14 protein-coding genes and 2 tRNA genes are annotated in these 16,219 nt (G+C 70.7%); 3 read left to right on the forward strand and 13 right to left on the reverse strand.

Annotated features, from left to right (window positions below; genetic code table 11):
- Nucleotides 1-42: 42 nt before the first annotated feature.
- Both AB0B83_RS05090 and AB0B83_RS05095 read right to left on the reverse strand, forming a co-directional pair.
- Nucleotides 43-912 carry an AraC family transcriptional regulator gene (locus tag AB0B83_RS05090; protein ID WP_357577055.1) on the reverse strand — a complete coding sequence of 290 codons (870 nt, stop codon included), beginning with the start codon at nucleotides 910-912 and terminating at the stop codon, nucleotides 43-45.
- Between the two features lie 814 nt (nucleotides 913-1,726).
- Nucleotides 1,727-2,419 (reverse strand): HAD-IA family hydrolase, encoded by a 693-nt coding sequence (locus tag AB0B83_RS05095; protein WP_357577056.1) that lies wholly within the window; start codon nucleotides 2,417-2,419, stop codon nucleotides 1,727-1,729.
- Between the two features lie 39 nt (nucleotides 2,420-2,458).
- On the opposite strand from AB0B83_RS05095, the gene AB0B83_RS05100 reads away from it, so the two are divergent.
- A complete protein-coding gene (locus tag AB0B83_RS05100; RefSeq protein WP_357577057.1) occupies nucleotides 2,459-2,968 on the forward strand; it encodes a site-specific integrase in 510 nt (169 codons plus the stop codon).
- A gap of 55 nt (nucleotides 2,969-3,023) precedes the next feature.
- Here AB0B83_RS05100 and AB0B83_RS05105 read toward each other — a convergent pair.
- The 6 genes from AB0B83_RS05105 to gyrB all read right to left on the reverse strand — a co-directional run bounded on the left by AB0B83_RS05105 (nucleotide 3,024) and on the right by gyrB (nucleotide 10,382).
- Nucleotides 3,024-3,099 (reverse strand) — tRNA-Ala (locus AB0B83_RS05105).
- 43 nt (nucleotides 3,100-3,142) lie between these two features.
- Complete coding sequence (locus AB0B83_RS05110; RefSeq protein ID WP_210834795.1) at nucleotides 3,143-3,271, reverse strand: DLW-39 family protein; 129 nt, start codon at nucleotides 3,269-3,271, stop codon at nucleotides 3,143-3,145.
- 43 nt (nucleotides 3,272-3,314) lie between these two features.
- Nucleotides 3,315-3,388, reverse strand: a tRNA-Ile gene (locus tag AB0B83_RS05115).
- Nucleotides 3,389-3,609: 221 nt separating this feature from the next.
- Nucleotides 3,610-4,521, reverse strand: coding sequence for a DUF3566 domain-containing protein (locus AB0B83_RS05120; protein ID WP_357577058.1), 912 nt, complete (start codon nucleotides 4,519-4,521; stop codon nucleotides 3,610-3,612).
- 4 nt (nucleotides 4,522-4,525) lie between these two features.
- Nucleotides 4,526-8,305, reverse strand: a complete 3,780-nt coding sequence (gene gyrA / locus AB0B83_RS05125; protein WP_357577059.1) for an intein-containing DNA gyrase subunit A — start codon at nucleotides 8,303-8,305, stop codon at nucleotides 4,526-4,528.
- Between the two features lie 130 nt (nucleotides 8,306-8,435).
- Nucleotides 8,436-10,382 carry a DNA topoisomerase (ATP-hydrolyzing) subunit B gene (gene gyrB, locus AB0B83_RS05130; RefSeq protein ID WP_357577060.1) on the reverse strand — a complete coding sequence of 649 codons (1,947 nt, stop codon included), beginning with the start codon at nucleotides 10,380-10,382 and terminating at the stop codon, nucleotides 8,436-8,438.
- A 506-nt stretch (nucleotides 10,383-10,888) separates the two neighbouring features.
- On the opposite strand from gyrB, the gene AB0B83_RS05135 reads away from it, so the two are divergent.
- Complete coding sequence (locus AB0B83_RS05135; protein WP_132235441.1) at nucleotides 10,889-11,443, forward strand: hypothetical protein; 555 nt, start codon at nucleotides 10,889-10,891, stop codon at nucleotides 11,441-11,443.
- Here the strand turns inward: AB0B83_RS05135 and AB0B83_RS05140 are convergent.
- On the reverse strand, nucleotides 11,428-11,904 hold the full coding sequence (locus AB0B83_RS05140; RefSeq protein WP_151452760.1) for a MarR family transcriptional regulator: 477 nt from the start codon (nucleotides 11,902-11,904) through the stop codon (nucleotides 11,428-11,430). The genes AB0B83_RS05135 and AB0B83_RS05140 overlap by 16 nt on opposite strands.
- 94 nt (nucleotides 11,905-11,998) lie before the next feature.
- On the opposite strand from AB0B83_RS05140, the gene AB0B83_RS05145 reads away from it, so the two are divergent.
- Nucleotides 11,999-12,226, forward strand: a complete 228-nt coding sequence (locus tag AB0B83_RS05145) for a hypothetical protein (protein ID WP_132235445.1) — start codon at nucleotides 11,999-12,001, stop codon at nucleotides 12,224-12,226.
- A gap of 3 nt (nucleotides 12,227-12,229) precedes the next feature.
- Here AB0B83_RS05145 and AB0B83_RS05150 read toward each other — a convergent pair whose 3' ends face one another.
- The 4 genes from AB0B83_RS05150 to dnaN are packed head-to-tail and all read right to left on the reverse strand — an operon-like array spanning nucleotide 12,230 to nucleotide 16,020.
- On the reverse strand, nucleotides 12,230-12,832 hold the full coding sequence (locus tag AB0B83_RS05150) for a DciA family protein (protein WP_357577061.1): 603 nt from the start codon (nucleotides 12,830-12,832) through the stop codon (nucleotides 12,230-12,232).
- Complete coding sequence (gene recF / locus AB0B83_RS05155; protein ID WP_357577062.1) at nucleotides 12,822-13,955, reverse strand: DNA replication/repair protein RecF; 1,134 nt, start codon at nucleotides 13,953-13,955, stop codon at nucleotides 12,822-12,824. Before recF ends, AB0B83_RS05150 begins: the two co-directional genes overlap by 11 nt.
- Nucleotides 13,956-13,972: 17 nt before the next feature.
- Nucleotides 13,973-14,845, reverse strand: coding sequence for a phosphogluconate dehydrogenase (NAD(+)-dependent, decarboxylating) (gnd, locus tag AB0B83_RS05160; RefSeq protein WP_132235451.1), 873 nt, complete (start codon nucleotides 14,843-14,845; stop codon nucleotides 13,973-13,975).
- Between the two features lie 41 nt (nucleotides 14,846-14,886).
- Nucleotides 14,887-16,020 carry a DNA polymerase III subunit beta gene (gene dnaN / locus AB0B83_RS05165; protein WP_132235453.1) on the reverse strand — a complete coding sequence of 378 codons (1,134 nt, stop codon included), beginning with the start codon at nucleotides 16,018-16,020 and terminating at the stop codon, nucleotides 14,887-14,889.
- Nucleotides 16,021-16,219: the final 199 nt, after the last annotated feature.

Genomic DNA, 16,219 nt, shown 5'->3' on the forward strand with positions numbered 1-16,219 from the left:
GGGCCCGGGAGACCGACCGGACCGTGCCCGCAGCCAGGTCCGTCACGTCGGCTCGACGGGTAGCCACAGCTCGCAGGTAGCGGTGCTGAAGTCGTCCGCACGCTCGAGGATCGCCACCATCGAGGGACCCGGCCGCAGACGCCACGGGTTGGAGGGGAACCACTCGGTCGCGGTCGCGGCCCAGGTGTCCTGCAGGGCCTGCGGGTGGGGCCCGGTGGTGCGGAAGACCGCCCACCTGCCGGCCGGCACCTCGATGGCGTCGAGGTCGTCGGGGACCGGCGTGTCCCGGGACACAGCAACCCCGTGCAGGTAGGTCAGCTCGCTGCCCTCGGTGCCGTCGGGATCGAGGTCGTCGCAGACCTGTAGCAGCCCTCCCGGGTCGGTGTCGCTGAGGGCCTTCAGCCGGGGATGCTCCTGCGGCGGGAGCGCGGTGATGTGCTGCTGGATGTGCGGATTGACGCCCTGGTGGATGAGTGGGACCCGGGCCGCGTGTCCGACGAGCCGGAACGCGGGGCGGTCCACGATGCGGGTGTCCATGGGGATGCTCCCTTCGACGGTCAGGCGGAACCTGACCTGCGGTTGCGTGCGAAGGGGACCTCCGTCGCGGCGAACGTCACCGGGGTTGGCGCCATGGACCGCCCGGAACGCACGTCCGAACGCCTCCGTCGAGCCGTATCCGTGCCGGACGGCGATGCTCAGCAGATCGTCCTCACCCCGCACGACGTCGGCGGCGGCGACGGTCATGCGGCGCCGGCGCACGTACTCCGACAACGGCATGCCGGCCAACGACGAGAACATCCGGCGCAGGTGGTACTCGGTCGTGCCGAGCGCTCTGGCCGGTCCGCTGACGTCGAACTCCTCGGTGAGGTGCTCCTCGACCAGGTCGACGAGCCGGTTGAGTGCCGCAATCACGAGGCCTCCCTTCGACGTCGATCCTGCTCGTAGGATCCTGCCCGCGGCCCGACCGTAGAGGCCCGATCCGATCAGGTGCCCGGAAGGTCGTCGACGCACGGGCATGCCGCGACCCGCGTGACCGCTCGGCTGTACTCGGCTTTCGTGTCCACGGCCCACCACCCGGCGGACACCGCCACAGCAGCGCTTCTGACCCTGACCGGGACCGGCGACGGCGGCTCCTGGTCGACCGCCCCGCCCACGGCGCTCCCACCCCCTTCCCAGGTGCCGGTTTGACCTGACCTGGACGACGGTAGGAACTGGCGGGGGGGGGGGGGGGCACCTGCCGGTGCACCGCGACCGCCGCCCTCATGCTTGAGGCTTGCCGGTCTCCCCCTGCGGGCCATTCGACCGGATTGACTGGCATCTACGCAGGGCCGCGCTGTTGCTCATGACCCCGTGGCTTCCGCTCGTTGTCCACTCCCAGGGCACTCCTCGGGCGGGGCGTAGGCACGAATGGTGCCGTTGTGCCGCGCAACCCTTCCGTCAGCGGTGAGGGCTACGACGCGTTTGCAGACGGGACACCGACCCCCCTGACGCTGCGAGCGCTGAGCCACCTTGCCTCCTCGGGTAGGCCGTTGCACGCCTTCACTACCCGCCATGCCACGAGGTGCCGACCGACTACAAACGGTCGTGTCCATGGGAGGGTCGACCTACGCGGTGACCCATTTTAGCGCTGAGGTGCACGACGGTTGTCCGGTCGGCGTCGGAGCTGGCTGCACCCGCCATCCCGCGTGCACCCAATTCCGGCCGCCTGCGGCTGCGACTGCTCCTCTTACCACGCGTGATGCCGCTCCATGACCTTGAACGGCTCTCGGAGTATGACCGGCAGGTCGCCCAGGGTGGCGAAAGCCGGCCCGCCCCAGCCCGGGTCGGTGTCGTTGTGCTCCGTGGTCCGGAAGACAGTCATACCGGCCGCTGCCGCCCCGGCCAGCTCACCGTCTGCGCCGTCGCCAACAAAGACGCACTCCGCCGGCCCAACACTCAGGTGCTCGGCAGCAAGGTGATAGATCGCCGGGTCAGGCTTGGCCAGCCCGACATCGCAGGAGAAGACCGCGACACCGAACCGTTGGGCGAGCGGACTCTGCGGCCATGCCTCGGCAGTGTCCGCGGTGGCGTTGCTGATGAGAGCCAGCGGATGTCCGTCGCCGCGTAGCGCGTCGAGCACGTCCAGGGTGGCGGTCGAAACGCTGTCCAGCACCCGGCGCCCGAAGGCTCGCCGATGCTCACCGGCCCGTGTCACCTGTTCGTTGGTTGGTGTGCCGCCGAGGCGTCCGGCGAGGATGCGGATGGTCTCCTCCACGTCCCACCGGACCAGCCGGTCCCGCCAGGTGGCGTGGTACGCAGTGACCAACTCGGCCGGAGCTACCCCGACCATGACCGCCATCTCGCCGACTACCCGGTCACGCTCCTCGTCGGCCCCCTGGATCAAGGTATGGAAGAGGTCGAAGATCACTGGCCGCGACATCTCAGCATCCTACTGAGATCGTCATCGCTGCCACCTTGCTTGCCATCCCACCCCCACGTCGACCTGCCCGGCAAGGCGCTGTTCGTGCGGCAGACGCTCCAGCGGACCGACCGAGGGCTTGAGTTCGTGCCGCCGAAGACACACCGGTCGAGTCGTCCGCTGCCGCTGTCGACGCTGGCCGTCCGCGCGTTGGAGTCGCAGCGGGTACGCCAGGTGAAGGAGCGGCTCGCTGCTGGTGAGGTGTGGTCGGATCTCGGCTTGGTGTTCGCCAGCACGATCGGCACGCCGATGGAGCCGCGGAACGTGAACCGGCGCTTCGAGCAGCTCCGCGCGACGGCTGGGCTGGAGTGGCTGCACCTGCACGACCTGCGGCACGCCTTCGCCACGTTCCTCCTCGACCAGGGCGAGGAGCTGCGCACGGTGATGGAGCTGCTCGGGCACTCCACGATTCGGATGACGGCCGACACCTACGGGCACGTCCTGCCGGCGCGGGCTCGTCAGGCTGCCTCGGCCATCGACCGGATCCTTGGCGAGGAGGGGACGGCGTGACCGCTTGGCTGTACGAATGGCTGTACTCGGGACCGAGATCAACCAAGGAAAGTGCTGGTGGAGCCCAGGGGACTCGAACCCCTAACCCCTGCCTTGCAAAGGCAGTGCTCTGCCAGTTGAGCTAGGGCCCCGGGAGGCGGACGAAGCCGCCGGTGCCGGCAGTGCCAGCGAGAATCAGCGCAGGTCGGGCGCGGTGGTCGCCTCGTGCCACAGGGCGCGCTCGTCGTTGGAAGCCTTGACCTTCCTGGCCACCACGGCTGCCACACCAACGACGCCGGCCAGGATCAGAAGCTTCTTGAACATGGGGCCTACCCTCGCGCTCGACTGCCGTCGGACGAATGTGCGGTGGGGCTAGCTGGAATCGAACCAGCGACCTCAGAGTTATCAGCTCTGCGCTCTAACCGACTGAGCTATAGCCCCGCGTGGCGACGAGCAAGGTTAACCCATCCGTCCGGCCGGCCCCAAATCGGGGGCCGCCGCGACGTCCGGGCGTTGCCGTCGCTTCTGAACCTACCGGAGGCTTCCCGCCCGGCCCAGCCGATTACGCCGCCCGCACGTCCCGCCCCGACGCTCTGTGACGTGCTCCGGACGCACGAAAGCCGGGGCTCCGCGCTCGGCGGTGCCCCGGCTTCCGAGGTGGTTCAGTCGCGCTCGGCGAGGGTCAGCTCGATGCCGCCGACCAGGTCCGCGCAGACGTTGTAGACGAACGCCCCGAGCGTGGCGAGTGCCGTGAACAGCACGACGTTGACCAGGCCGATCAGCGCCGAGCTCAGGATCACGCCCTTGGCGGTGATCTGGAAGCCGCTGGTGCTCTGGCCGCCGCCCGCGCTGACCAGGTCGGTCAGGCTGTCGTTGACGCTGGTGAACACGCCCATCGCGTCGAGGGCCAGGTAGAGCACCGAGGTGGCCACCACCACGACGATGAAGAGCACCACCGAGACCGCGAACGCGAACTTCATGACGGACCAGGGGTCGATCCGCTTGAGGTTCAGCCGGGCCCGGCGCGGCCCGCGCGACGCGGCCGAGCTGACCGACGTACGCGCGGCGCGTACCGCGTCACCCACACGGGCCGCCCCGACGGCGGCGGCGCCGCTGATACCCGGCGGCAGGCCGCCCCCGTTGGCGGGGCGGCCGGCGCCGGTCGGGCGGGCGCCGTCCGGCTGCGGCTTCGCGGTGCCCGTGACGCGGGGCTGCGTGCCGGTGGTGCCCGTGATCCGCGGCTGTGTCCCGGTGGTGCCGGTCGACTGGGCGGCACCGACCTTCAGCGGCTGCGTTGTCGTCGGTGTGGCGGCGGCCGGCTTGGCGGCGGGGGCCGGCTTGTCGACCCCCACCGCTTCGGTCCGGTCCGCCGCGTCGCCGTCCTCGGAGGGCTTGTCCGGAGGCGGTGTCATCCCGGGGGCCCGGGTGAATTTCGGGGCAGGCGCGTCGGCGGGGACGGTCGCCCGGCCCACGGCCGCGCGGCCGGTCGCTGGTGTGCCGCTCTTCGCGGCCTCCTCGTCGACCGGGGTGGCCGAGGTCCCCGTGTTCCCCGACTTCGCCTGTGTCTCCGTCATTCAACTAGTCCTGTTCGTCAGGCTCGTCGGCATTGCGAGCAATCGCCACGATAGTCACGCCATCCGGAAGGTCCATCAGCTTGACCCCCATTGTGTTCCGGTCACGCGTACGGCGTACAGGCTTCACCGGAGTCCGGATGACACCACCGTTGCTGGTGATCGCGAACAGCTCGTCGTCCGGGTCGATCACCACCGCGCCGACCAGACCACCGCGCCGCTCGGTGATCTTCGCAGTCAGCACGCCCTTACCTCCCCGGCCCTGCACGGGGTATTCCTCGATCGGGGTGCGTTTCGCGTATCCCCCGTTCGTGGCCACCAGGACGTCCAGCCCTTCGCGGACCACCTCCATGGCCAGCAGGACGTCTTCCTCGCTGAAGCGCATGCCGATCACGCCCGAGGTGGCCCGCCCCATCGGGCGCAACGCCTCGTCGCTCGCGTTGAACCGGATCGCCTGCGCGTTCTTCGAGACCAGCAGCAGATCCTCCTCCGGCGCGACGAGCGCCGCCCCGACCAGCTCGTCCTCGTCGCGCAGGTTGATCGCGATGATGCCGCCGGACCGGGGGGAGTCGAACTCCTCGAGCCGAGTCTTCTTCACCAGGCCGTTCTTCGTGGCAAGTACCAGGTAGGGGGCCACCTGGTAATTCGGAATCTCGATGATCTGCGCGATCTGCTCGTCGGGCTGGAACGCGAGCAGATTGGCCACGTGCTGGCCCTTGGCCACCCTACTGGCCTCCGGCAGTTCGTACGCCTTCGCCCGGTAGACGCGCCCCTTGTTGGTGAAGAAGAGCATCCAGTCGTGGGTCGAGCATACGAAGAAGTGGCTGACGATGTCGTCCTGTCGGAGCGTCGCCCCGCTGACACCCTTGCCGCCGCGCCGCTGTGACCTGTAGAGGTCGACCTTGGTCCGCTTCGCGTAACCCGTACGGGTGATCGTGACCACCACGTCCTCGCGGGCGATGAGGTCCTCCATGGAGACCTCGCCCTCGAACGGCACGATCTTGGTGCGCCGCTCGTCGCCCCACTTGGCGACGATCTCGCCCAACTCCTCCGAGACGATCCTGCGCTGCCGCTCGGGCTTGGCAAGGATGTCCTTGAGGTCGGCGATCTCCACCTCCAGCTTGGCCAGGTCGTCCAGGATCCGCTGCCGCTCCAGCGCGGCGAGCCGGCGCAGCTGCATGTCGAGGATCGCGGTCGCCTGGATCTCGTCGATCTCCAGCAGCCGGATCAGGCCCTGCCGGGCGTCCTCGACCGTGGGCGAGCGCCGGATCAGGGCGATCACCTCGTCGAGGGCGTCCAGCGCCTTGGACAGACCGCGCAGGATGTGCGCCCGCTCCTCCGCCTTGCGCAGCCGGAACGCCGTCCGCCGGCGGATCACGTCGATCTGGTGCTCGACGTAGTAGCGGATGAACTGGGCCAGGTTGAGCGTGCGCGGCACCCCGTCGACAAGCGCCAGCATGTTGGCGCCGAAGGTCTCCTGGAGCTGGGTGTGCTTGTAGAGGTTGTTCAGCACCACCTTGGCGACCGCGTCGCGCTTGAGCACGAGCACGATCCGCATGCCGGTACGCCCGGAGGACTCGTCGCGGATGTCGGCGATGCCGGCGAGCTTGCCCTCCTTGATCAGCTCGGCGATCCGCTCGGCCAGGTTGTCCGGGTTGACCTGGTAGGGCAGTTCGCTGACGACCAGGCAGGGGCGACCCCGCTTGTCCTCCTCGACCTCCACCACGGCCCGCATCCGGATCGACCCGCGCCCGGTGCGGTACGCGTCCTGGATCGCCTGCGTGCCCACGATCAGGCCGTGGGTCGGGAAGTCCGGCCCCTTGACGATCTCCAGCAGCGCGTCGAGGGTGGTGGCCTCGTCCTCCTCCGGGTGCTCCAGGCACCACTGCACGGCCGCGCCGATCTCGCGCAGGTTGTGCGGCGGGATCTTGGTGGCCATGCCGACCGCGATGCCCTCGGAGCCGTTGACGAGCAGGTTCGGAATCCGCGACGGCAGAATGGTGGGCTCCTTGGCCCGGCCGTCGTAGTTGTCCTGAAGGTCGACGGTGTCCTCGTCGATGTCCCGCAGCATCTCCATGGCCAGCGGGTCGAGCTTGCACTCGGTGTTGTGGCTGACGAAGCCGTCCGAGACGAACGAGTGGTCGTCGGTGTCCACCCGGATGCTGTAGACCGGCTGGACCCCGGCGTCGTCGACGCTGGTGGCCTCGGCGTAGTAGAACCGGCCGTCGACCAACGGCTCGACCACGTCGAGCACCTCGGTGTCGGTGATCCGGGCCGCAATCTCGTCGCGGTCCCGCTCCCAACGCTCGATGCGGTCGACGTTGTGCCGACGCAGCCAGTCCCGCTCGGTCCAGCGGCTCGCACCGTGCTCGCGGATGAAGTCACCGACGAACGGGGCGTGGTCGCCGGAGAGCGCGGTGCTGGTTGCCGGGATCGACGCCAGCTCGGACTCCAGCTTGGTCTGCTTGCGGCCGAGGAAGCCGACCTGGGCGGCGAAGATCCGCGCGTCGCGGCGGTTGGTCACCACGACCTTGATCTCGCCGTTGTCGTACCGGCACTGCCTGCTGACCACGCCGAACTCGAGCAGCAACTGCTGGACCTCGCGGGCCAGCCGCTCGCTGCGGGTCGAGTACGAGACCTGGATGGTGTTGCGCGGCAGCAGCGACGAGGAGCCGTCGCCCTCGAAGAGCGCCTGGAGGAAGGCCCTCTTGACCGCCGCCGGCCCCTGCCAGACGAACTCGGGCACGAACTTGTCGGCGCTGCGCGCCCCGACCAGATCGCCGAGGAGGCTCTGCCGGAGGGCGGAGAGGTCCTGGACGTCGAGTTCGTGCAGCAGGCTGCCGGAGGCGATGGTGCGCTGGCTGACGTACCGCCGGCCACCCACTGCCAGGTCGTAGGCCGCGAGGACCCGGACGAAGAACTCGCGGTCCACGTTGTTGAAGCCCGCCCGCCCCTCCGAGACCCAGCCTTCGCTGACGAAGGCACCGGCCAGGACGGCGGCCTCGACGTGCTCCAACATCGGGTAGCCGATCTCGTCGGGCACCGTGCGCTGGAGCACCACCCGGTCGCCCGGGGAGATCTCGGCCAGCAGCTTCCACAGCAGGGTCGGCACGCCGGCCACGTCCACCAGGCAGAGCACCGGGTGGTTGTGGGTGCCGGTCAGCTCGTACCCCTCGCGGGTGCGCAGCTTCAGCGTCGGGTGCTCGCCGGAGTGGAAGAACTTCGAGGCGCGGACCAGGTCGCCGTTGCGGTCCCGGACCTTGAGGTCGATGTCCGTCTCGCTGCTCGGCGTCGCGCCGGGCACGATCTCACCGATCCGGACGGATCCTTCGGCGGTACGAACCCGCGCGTCCCCGGTCACGCAATATCTCATCGCGGCAGCCGGATCATTTCCGGGCGAGCCGAAGTTGCCGTTGCCGTCGACCAGCGGGTAGCGCAGCGACCAGGGTTGCGCCATGCGGACCAGCGCGTCGTAGATCGCCGAGTCGCCGTGCGGGTGGAACTGACCCATCACGTCGCCGACCACGCGGGAGCACTTCACGTAGCCCCGGTCCGGCCGGTAGCCGGAGTCGAACATGGCGTAGAGGATCTTGCGGTGGACCGGCTTGAGCCCGTCCCGGACGTCCGGCAGCGCCCGCCCGACGATGACGCTCATCGCGTAGTCGAGGTAGGAGCGCTGCATCTCCACCTCGAGCCCGACCGGTTCGATGCGGTCGTGCGCGACGACGGCGGCGACGGTCTCCGGGAGCTCGGGCTCGTTGGGTGTGGACTCGGGGATATCGGTCACTGTTAACCCTTATCAGACTCAGAGTCGTTTTCGTGCTGTGGATAACGGCTGTGGATACCGGCCGCGCTGTGGATAACTCTGTGGACAGGCGGGTCGACCGGTGGATGACCGGCCGGCTCGCCGGGACCCGTCAGATGTCCAGGAACCGGACGTCCTTGGCGTTGCGCTGGATGAACGAGCGGCGCGCCTCGACGTCCTCACCCATCAGCACGCTGAACAACTCGTCGGCGGTGGCCGCGTCGTCGAGCGTGACCTGACGCAGCGTACGCGTTGCCGGGTTCATCGTGGTCTCCCACAGTTCGGGGTAGTTCATCTCGCCGAGGCCCTTGAACCGCTGGATGTCGTCCGGCTTCGCGTTCGGCTTCTTCTGCTGGCGCAGCGCGATCAGCCCGTCCCGCTCGCGGTCCGAGTACGCGTACTGCGCGTCATCACCGCGCTTGTTCCACTTGATCTTGTAGAGCGGCGGGGCGGCCAGGTAGACGTGCCCCATCTCGACCAGCGGGCGCATGAAGCGGAAGAGCAGCGTGAGCAGCAGCGTCTGGATGTGCTGGCCGTCGACGTCGGCGTCGGCCATCAGCACCACCTTGTGGTAGCGCAGCTTCTCCATGTCGAAGTCGTCGTGGATGCCGGTGCCCAGCGCGGTGATCAGCGCCTGGACCTCGTTGTTCTTCAGCACCCGGTCGATCCGGGCCTTCTCCACGTTGAGGATCTTGCCGCGGATCGGCAGGATCGCCTGGGTCCGCGGGTCACGGCCCTGCTTGGCCGAGCCGCCGGCCGAGTCGCCCTCGACGATGAAGACCTCGGACTCGCGCGGGTCGGTGGACTGGCAGTCGGCCAGCTTGCCCGGCATCGAGCCGGACTCCAGCAGGGACTTGCGCCGGGCCAGCTTGCGCGCCTGCTGCGCGGCGATCCGGGCCCGGGCGGCCTGGGACGCCTTCTGGATGATGATCTTCGCCTCGGCCGGGTTGCGGTCGAACCAGTCGACCAGCCGGTCGTTGCAGACGCGCTGCACGAAGCTCTTCACCGGGGTGTTGCCCAGCTTGGTCTTGGTCTGGCCCTCGAACTGCGGGTTGGCCAGCTTGACCGAGATGATCGCGGCCAGGCCCTCGCGGATGTCCTCGCCGGAGAGCTTCTCGTCGCCCTTGAGCAGCTTCTTGTCGGTGCCGTAGCGGTTGACGACGCTGGTCAGCGCGGCCCGGAAGCCCTCCTCGTGGGTGCCGCCCTCGTGCGTGTTGATCGTGTTGGCGAAGGTGTAGACCGACTCGCCGTACGACTCGTTCCACTGCATGGCGATCTCGACCGACATGCCCTCCTCCTCGGCGCCGAACTCGACCACGGTCTTGTGGATCGGGTTCTTCGAGGCGTTGAGGTGCCGGACGAAGTCGGCGATGCCGCCCTTGTAGCAGAAGGTGACCTCGCGCGGCTTGCCCTCCTCGCCCTCCGGGACCCGCTCGTCGAGCAGGTGGATGGTGAGGCCCCGGTTGAGGAAGGCCATCTCCTGGAGCCGCCGGTAGATGGTCTGGAAGTCGAAGTCGACAGTCTCGAACACGTCGGCGTCGGGCCAGAAGGCCACCGCGGAGCCGGTGCGGTCGGTCGACTCGCCCTTCTCCAGCGGGGTCGGCTTGGAGTTGTGGTACTGCTGCCGCCAGACGAAGCCGGACTTGTGGATCTCCACCGCCATCCTGGTGGAGAGGGCGTTCACCACGGAGACGCCGACGCCGTGCAGACCGCCGGAGACCGCGTACGCCTTGCCGTCGAACTTGCCGCCCGCGTGCAGCACGGTCAGCGCCACCTCGACACCCGGCTTCTTCAGCTTCGGGTGCAGGTCGACCGGGAAACCCCGGCCGTTGTCGGTGACCCGGACCCCGCCGTCGGCGAGCAGCACCACGTCGATGGTGTCGCAGTGGCCGGCCAGCGCCTCGTCCACCGCGTTGTCGACGACCTCCCACACCAGGTGGTGCAGACCGCGCTCACCGGTCGACCCGATGTACATACCGGGGCGCTTCCGGACCGCCTCCAGCCCCTCGAGAACGGTGATCGACCCGGCGCCGTACTCCTGCTTGTCCTGCGCTGCCACCTTCGGCCACTTTCTCGCGCCGTCCGCGCCTGGTGGCGCGTCGGGCGCGGGTTCGGCGGACAGGACGCGACGTCGACGCGCAGACCGGCACCGGGGACAATTCCGGGGTACGGGTCGAACGCGCCGGTCGCCGCGGTTGCCCGCGGATCGCGATCGGCTCGACCCGACGTGGACAATGATCGCGGGCCCCGCTCCGGGCCCGTGTCTCGTCGCTCCGCACCGGGTCTTCGTCTCAGGGTCAATCTTACTGTGCGCGGACGACAGAACCACCACTCGGCACCCCTGCGAGGCGGCTGAGACCGACGTAGCCGGCCGAACCGCGCCGCCCGCGACTCCCCCTACACGCCAGGGGGCGATCGAGGGCGGCGCCGCCTGACGATCGGTGCCGGTCGCACGGCGGGAACGCCAACGCCGCCACGCCGTCGGCCCGGCCTTGATCTTTTCGGGCCGGAACCGGACGATCGAGCCGTTACGAACTATCCGTGCTCTCGAAGAGGTGACGCCCGATGGGGCTGGACAACGTCGCGGTGCAGTGGCCGCGGACCGGCCGCTTCTACGATCCGGTCGCGCCGGCCGAGTTCGTCGACTTCGGCGACATCGTCGACATGCCCCGCATCTCCGCGCCCACCGCGGCGCTAGCCGAGTTGATCGCCAAGACCGGCACCGTGCGGGCGACCGCGTACACCGAACTGGTCGACCTCCTGCTCGGCCTGGAGGGTGTGCTCTACGCCACTGACGCGGCGGCCGAGGACGAGGATCCGGTGATCGATCCCGACGGCTGTGCCTGGGTCGCCGGCGGCATCGAGCGGTTCGTGACGGGCCACCGCCCGCACGGCGAGGCCGTCACCTTCGACTCGGTGAGCCAGGTGCTGCGGTCGCTGCTCGCCGACGGGCGGTTGGCCGAGCAGCAGCTGCGCTGGCTCGACAGCCGCCTGGACGCGCTGCGCGACGAGAGCGGCGAGCCGCCGCAGTGGAACTTCACCTGCGCCGAGCTGGCCGTGCTGGCGGCCTTCTACCGGCGCTGCGCCGACCGCGGCTTCGCCGTCTACGCCGACGCCTGACCCCTCTCGGCGGCGGACCCGCGGTTGGCGGCGTCGATGACCCGGGTCAGCACGGCGTGCAGGTGGCGCAGGTCCTCGACCGGCATGCCGAGCCGTTCGACGATCGCTGGCGGGATCTGCTCGGCCCGCGCCCGCAGCGCCTGGCCGGCGGCGGTCAGCGTCACCGCGAGGCTCCGCTCGTCGGCGGGGTCGCGCTCGCGCCGGACGTAGCCGGTCGCCTCCAGCCGCTTGAGCAGGGGCGACAGTGTGCCGGGGTCGAGCTGGAGCAGGCGGCTGAGGTCGCGTACGGACAGCGGCGCGTGCTGCCAGAGGGCGAGCATCACCAGGTACTGCGGGTGGGTGAGCCCCATCGGCTCCAGCAGGGGGCGGTAGACGGCGACGACGCCGCGCGCGGCGACGGAGAGCGCGAAGCACACCTGCTGCTCCAGCGCCAGGGGGTCCCCGTCGGGCTGGTCGGTCACGGGCGGGCCTCCTCGTCGTCGTTGCGAGCGTACCAATGATTGGTGTACCAATGGTTTGTACGCCAATCGTTCCCGTCGCACCGGAGGCCAGGCGATGACCGAGGAGAAGCCCACCCCGAAGGCCCCGGGCGAGGGCGGCCGCCTGATGGCCTGGGCGTTCCGGCGCCTCGCCGGCCCGCCCGAGGTCCAGGGCGCGGTGCAGGGCGGCTCGAACCACGCCCGGGAGGCGTGGAAGAGGGACCTGGAGCGGCGCAAGCAGTGGAGCCGCGAGCAGCGCGAGCGGAAGCGCGCCGAGCGGGAGGCCCGGCGCGAGGGTCGCTGACCGTCAGCCGTAGGTGTCCCGCGGGCCGCGGCCACGGACCCGGCGCGGGCCCTTCGACCAGGAGGGCGCCGCCGGGCCGTGGATGTGCAGCTTGCGCACCACGTTGTGGCCGACCTCGCTGGCGATCTGCTTGAGCAGCGAGCCGGCCAGCAGCCGCAGCTGGGTGGCCCACGCGGTCGAGCGGGCCTCCACGGTCAGCTCGCCGTCCTCCAGCTTCACCGGCCGGCTGTGCTGGGCCACCTCCGGGCCCACCACCCGCTCCCAGGCGCCGAACACCGTCGCCTCGGCCGCCGGCTGCTGCCAGCCACGCGCCTTGACGAGCCGGTTGAGCACCGCGCCGAGCGGCTGCGGATCGCGCGGATCCGGCCCGGGGCCGGAGTAGCCGCGCAGCCGCCGCTCCTGGCCGCCGTCGCCTCCGCCGCCACCCGAGGTACGCCGCCGCGTGCGCGCCGCCTCCCGGCGGGCCTTCGCCGCGTCCAGCACCGCCCGGGCCAGCTCCGGCCCGCTCGCGCCGTCCGCCGCGCCGCCGTTGCCCGCCGCGCCGCCGGTCGTTCCGCCGCCACGGCCCGGGCCGAGCCGGGCCGGCGGAAGCTGCTCATCCGGCACGTCGCACCGTCCCCTCGCCCACGGCGTACCGGGCGCCGCGCAGGGACACCGGCACGTCCTCGTCGACCGCGCAGGTCACCAGCAGCTGGCTCGCCCCGCCGACCAGCTCCGCCAGCCGCTCCCGCCGCCCGGCATCCAGCTCGGCGAAGACGTCGTCGAGCACCAGCACCGGCTCGATGCCGTCGGAGCGGAGCAGGTCGTAGGCGGCGAGCCGCAGCGCCAGGGCGTACGACCAGGACTCGCCGTGGCTCGCGTACCCCTTGGCGGGCAGCGGGCCCAGCGTCAGCGCCAGTTCGTCGCGGTGCGGGCCGACCAGGGTGGTGCCCCGCTCGACCTCGGCGGAGCGGGACTCGACGAGCGCGGCGGTCAGCGCCGCCGCCAGGGCCTCGCGGTCGGTGGTGGGCTCCGCCAGTTCCACCGACGGCCGGTACGCGATCCCGGCCGCCCCCCGTCCCGCCGCGACGGCGTCGTACGCCTTCGTCACGTGCGGGCCCAGCGCGGCGACCAGTTCCAGCCGGCCGGCGAGCAGCTCGGCGCCGTGTCGGGCCAGGTGGGTGTCCCAGACCGCCAGGGTCGACAGGTCCCCGCCCCGCGACCCGCCCGTCTTGCGGGCCAGGTACGCGGTGCGCAGCAACGCGTTGCGCTGTTTGACCACCCGCTCGTAGTCGGCCCGCACCCCGGCGAACCGGGGCTGACGGCTGACCAGCAGGTCGTCGAGGTAGCGGCGGCGCTCGGCCGGGTCGCCCCGGACGAGTTCCAGGTCCTCCGGGGCGAACAGCACGAGCCGGAGCGCGCCGAGGACGTCCCGCGCCCGGCGGGCCGGCGACCGTCCGAGCCGGGCCCGGTTGGCCTTGCCCGGAACGATCTCCAGCTCGACCAGCAGCTCGCGCCCCTCGTGCACGACCGCGCAGCGGATCACCGCCGAGGAGGCGCCCATCCGGACGAGGGGGGCGTCCGTGGCGACCCGGTGCGAATCCAGGGTCGCCACGTAGCCCAGCGCCTCGACCAGGTTCGTCTTGCCGACGCCGTTGGCACCGGTCAGGACGTTCGCCCCCGGCTCCAGGTCCACGCCGACCCGCTCGTACGAGCGGAAGTCGACCAGTTCGAGCCGGCGGACGTACACAGGCGCGGGGATTCCGGTCAGCGCTTGCGGACGGCGTGCCCGCCGAACTGCTGGCGCAGCGCGGCGACGGCCTTCATGGCGGGCGAGTCGTCCTGGCGGGAGGCGAAGCGGGCGAAGAGCGAGGCGGTGATCACGTTCAGTGGCACGGCCAGCCGGACGGCCTCGTCGACCGTCCAGCGGCCCTCGCCCGTGTCCTCCGTGTAGCCGCTCAGCTCGGCCAGCTCCGGGTCCTCGTCGAGGGCCCGGTCCAGCAGGTCGAGCAGCCAGGAGCGGACCACGGTGCCCTCACGCCAGGACTTGAACACCCCCGGCACGTTGGTGACCAGCTCGGACTTGGCCAGCAGCTCGTAGCCCTCGGCGTAGGCGTGCATCAGGCCGTACTCGATGCCGTTGTGCACCATCTTGGCGTAGTGCCCGGCGCCGACCGGCCCGGCGTGCACGAAGCCGAACTCGCCCTCCGGCTTCAGCGACTCGAAGATCGGCATGAGCCGGTCGACGTGCTCCTGGGCGCCGCCGACCATCAGCGCGTAGCCGTTCTGCCGGCCCCAGACGCCGCCGGAGACGCCGGCGTCGAGGTAGCCGATGCCGCGCTCGTTCAGCCGCTCGGCGCGGGGCGCGTCGTCGCTGAAGCGGGAGTTGCCGCCGTCGATGATGATGTCGCCCTCGCCGAGGACGTCGGCGAGCTCGTCGATGGTCGCGTCGGTGACGCCGGCGGGGACCATGACCCAGATCGCGCGGGGCGACTCCAGCTTCTCCGCCAGCTCCGCCAGGGTCGCGACATCGCTCAGCTCCGCGTTGTGGTCGAAGCCGACCACCTCGTGCCCGGCGGCGCGCAACCGCTCGCGCATGTTGCCGCCCATCCGGCCGAGCCCTACCAGGCCGAGCTGCATGTGTTCCTACCTCCGTGCGTCGGGGTCTTCTCGGGGCGCGATCAGCGGGAGACGCGGATCGGCATGATGAGGTACCGGTACCCGGGGATGACCTCGCCATCCTCGCCGGCGGGCGAAATCACCGCGGGCTTGAAGGCGTCGACGAACGAGAGCACGGCGAACTGGGCCCCCAGGTTGGTCAGGCCGTCGATCAGGTACTGGGGGTTGAAGCCGATGGTCAGCGGGTCGCCGGTGAAGGTGGCCTCCATGGCCTCGCTGGCCCGCGCCTCCTCGGTGCCGCCGGCCTCGACCACCAGGCCGTCGGTGCTGAAGCTGAGCAGCACCGGGGTGGTCCGCTCGGCCACCAGGGCGACGCGCTTGACGACCTCGATCAGAGTGCTGACGGGCACCCGCGCCTCGGCGTTGTGGCTGGCCGGGAAGAGCGAGCGCACCGGCGGGTAGTTCGCGCCGTCGAGCAGCCGGCTGGTGGTGCGCCGGGTGCCGCCGGCGAAGCCGATCATTCCCTCGCCGGCCGCGCCCTGGGAGAGCGCCATGACGACCTGGCCGCCGATCGGGCCGAGGGCCTTGGCGGTGTCGTGCAGGGTCCGGGCCGGCACGAGGGCGTTGACGCTCACCTCGGGGTCGTCCGGGTTCCACTCCATCTCGCGCAGGGCCAGCCGGTAGCGGTCGGTGGCGAGCATGGCCAGCGTGCCGCCGGAGAGCTCGATGCGTACGCCGGTCATCATCGGCAGCGTCTCGTCGCGCCCGGCGGCGATGGCCACCTGGGCGACCGCAGCGGCGAAGGCGGCGGCGTCGACGGTGCCGGTGCTCTCCGGCATCTCCGGCAGCGACGGGTAGTCCTCGACCGGCATGGTGGGCAGGGTGAACCGGGCGCTGCCGCAGACCAGCTCGAGGTGCGCGCCGACGGCGGCGATGTCCACCGGCTTGGCGGGCAGTGCCTTGGTGATCTCGGCCAGCAGTCGGCCGGAGACCAGGGCGGCGCCGTCGGCGTCCCCCTGCACCTCGACGGTCACCTGGCTGGAGACCTCGTAGTCGAAGCCCGAGACCTGCAGGTTGCCGTCGGTGACGCGCAGCATCACGCCGGCGAGCACCGGTACGGACGGCCGGTTGGGCAGGCTCTTCGCGGTCCAGGCCACGGCCTCAGCGAGCGCGTCGCGCTCCACTCGGAACTTCATCAATGCCTCCGCGTCGACGTCAGCGACAACTCTCTCATGCCGACCGCTGCCTACCGACCCGCCTGTCCGTGCGGGTACCCATCGCACCTTAGGGCGCGTGGGCATCGGCTGTGCGCCCGACCCCGTGGACTCCTGGTGCCGGGAGGCCGTCCACGACGGCGTTCCGGCCAATCCACAGGAAGTCCAACGGTGATGATTG

It is taken from the genome of Micromonospora sp. NPDC049060 (assembly GCF_040649055.1).
GTDB classification, from domain to species: domain Bacteria; phylum Actinomycetota; class Actinomycetes; order Mycobacteriales; family Micromonosporaceae; genus Micromonospora; species Micromonospora reichwaldensis.

Excerpts from the sequence above, each read along its gene's own strand:
- AB0B83_RS05110 (WP_210834795.1), bottom strand. The coding sequence starts at position 3,271 with ATGTTCAAGAAGCTTCTGATCCTGGCCGGCGTCGTTGGTGTGGCAGCC.
- AB0B83_RS05120 (WP_357577058.1), bottom strand. The coding sequence starts at position 4,521 with ATGACGGAGACACAGGCGAAGTCGGGGAACACGGGGACCTCGGCCACC.
- gnd (WP_132235451.1), bottom strand. The coding sequence starts at position 14,845 with ATGCAGCTCGGCCTGGTAGGGCTCGGCCGGATGGGCGGCAACATGCGC.
- dnaN (WP_132235453.1), bottom strand. The coding sequence starts at position 16,020 with ATGAAGTTCCGAGTGGAGCGCGACGCGCTCGCTGAGGCCGTGGCCTGG.
- AB0B83_RS05145 (WP_132235445.1), top strand. The coding sequence starts at position 11,999 with ATGACCGAGGAGAAGCCCACCCCGAAGGCCCCGGGCGAGGGCGGCCGC.
- AB0B83_RS05095 (WP_357577056.1), bottom strand. The coding sequence starts at position 2,419 with ATGTCGCGGCCAGTGATCTTCGACCTCTTCCATACCTTGATCCAGGGG.
- AB0B83_RS05135 (WP_132235441.1), top strand. The coding sequence starts at position 10,889 with ATGGGGCTGGACAACGTCGCGGTGCAGTGGCCGCGGACCGGCCGCTTC.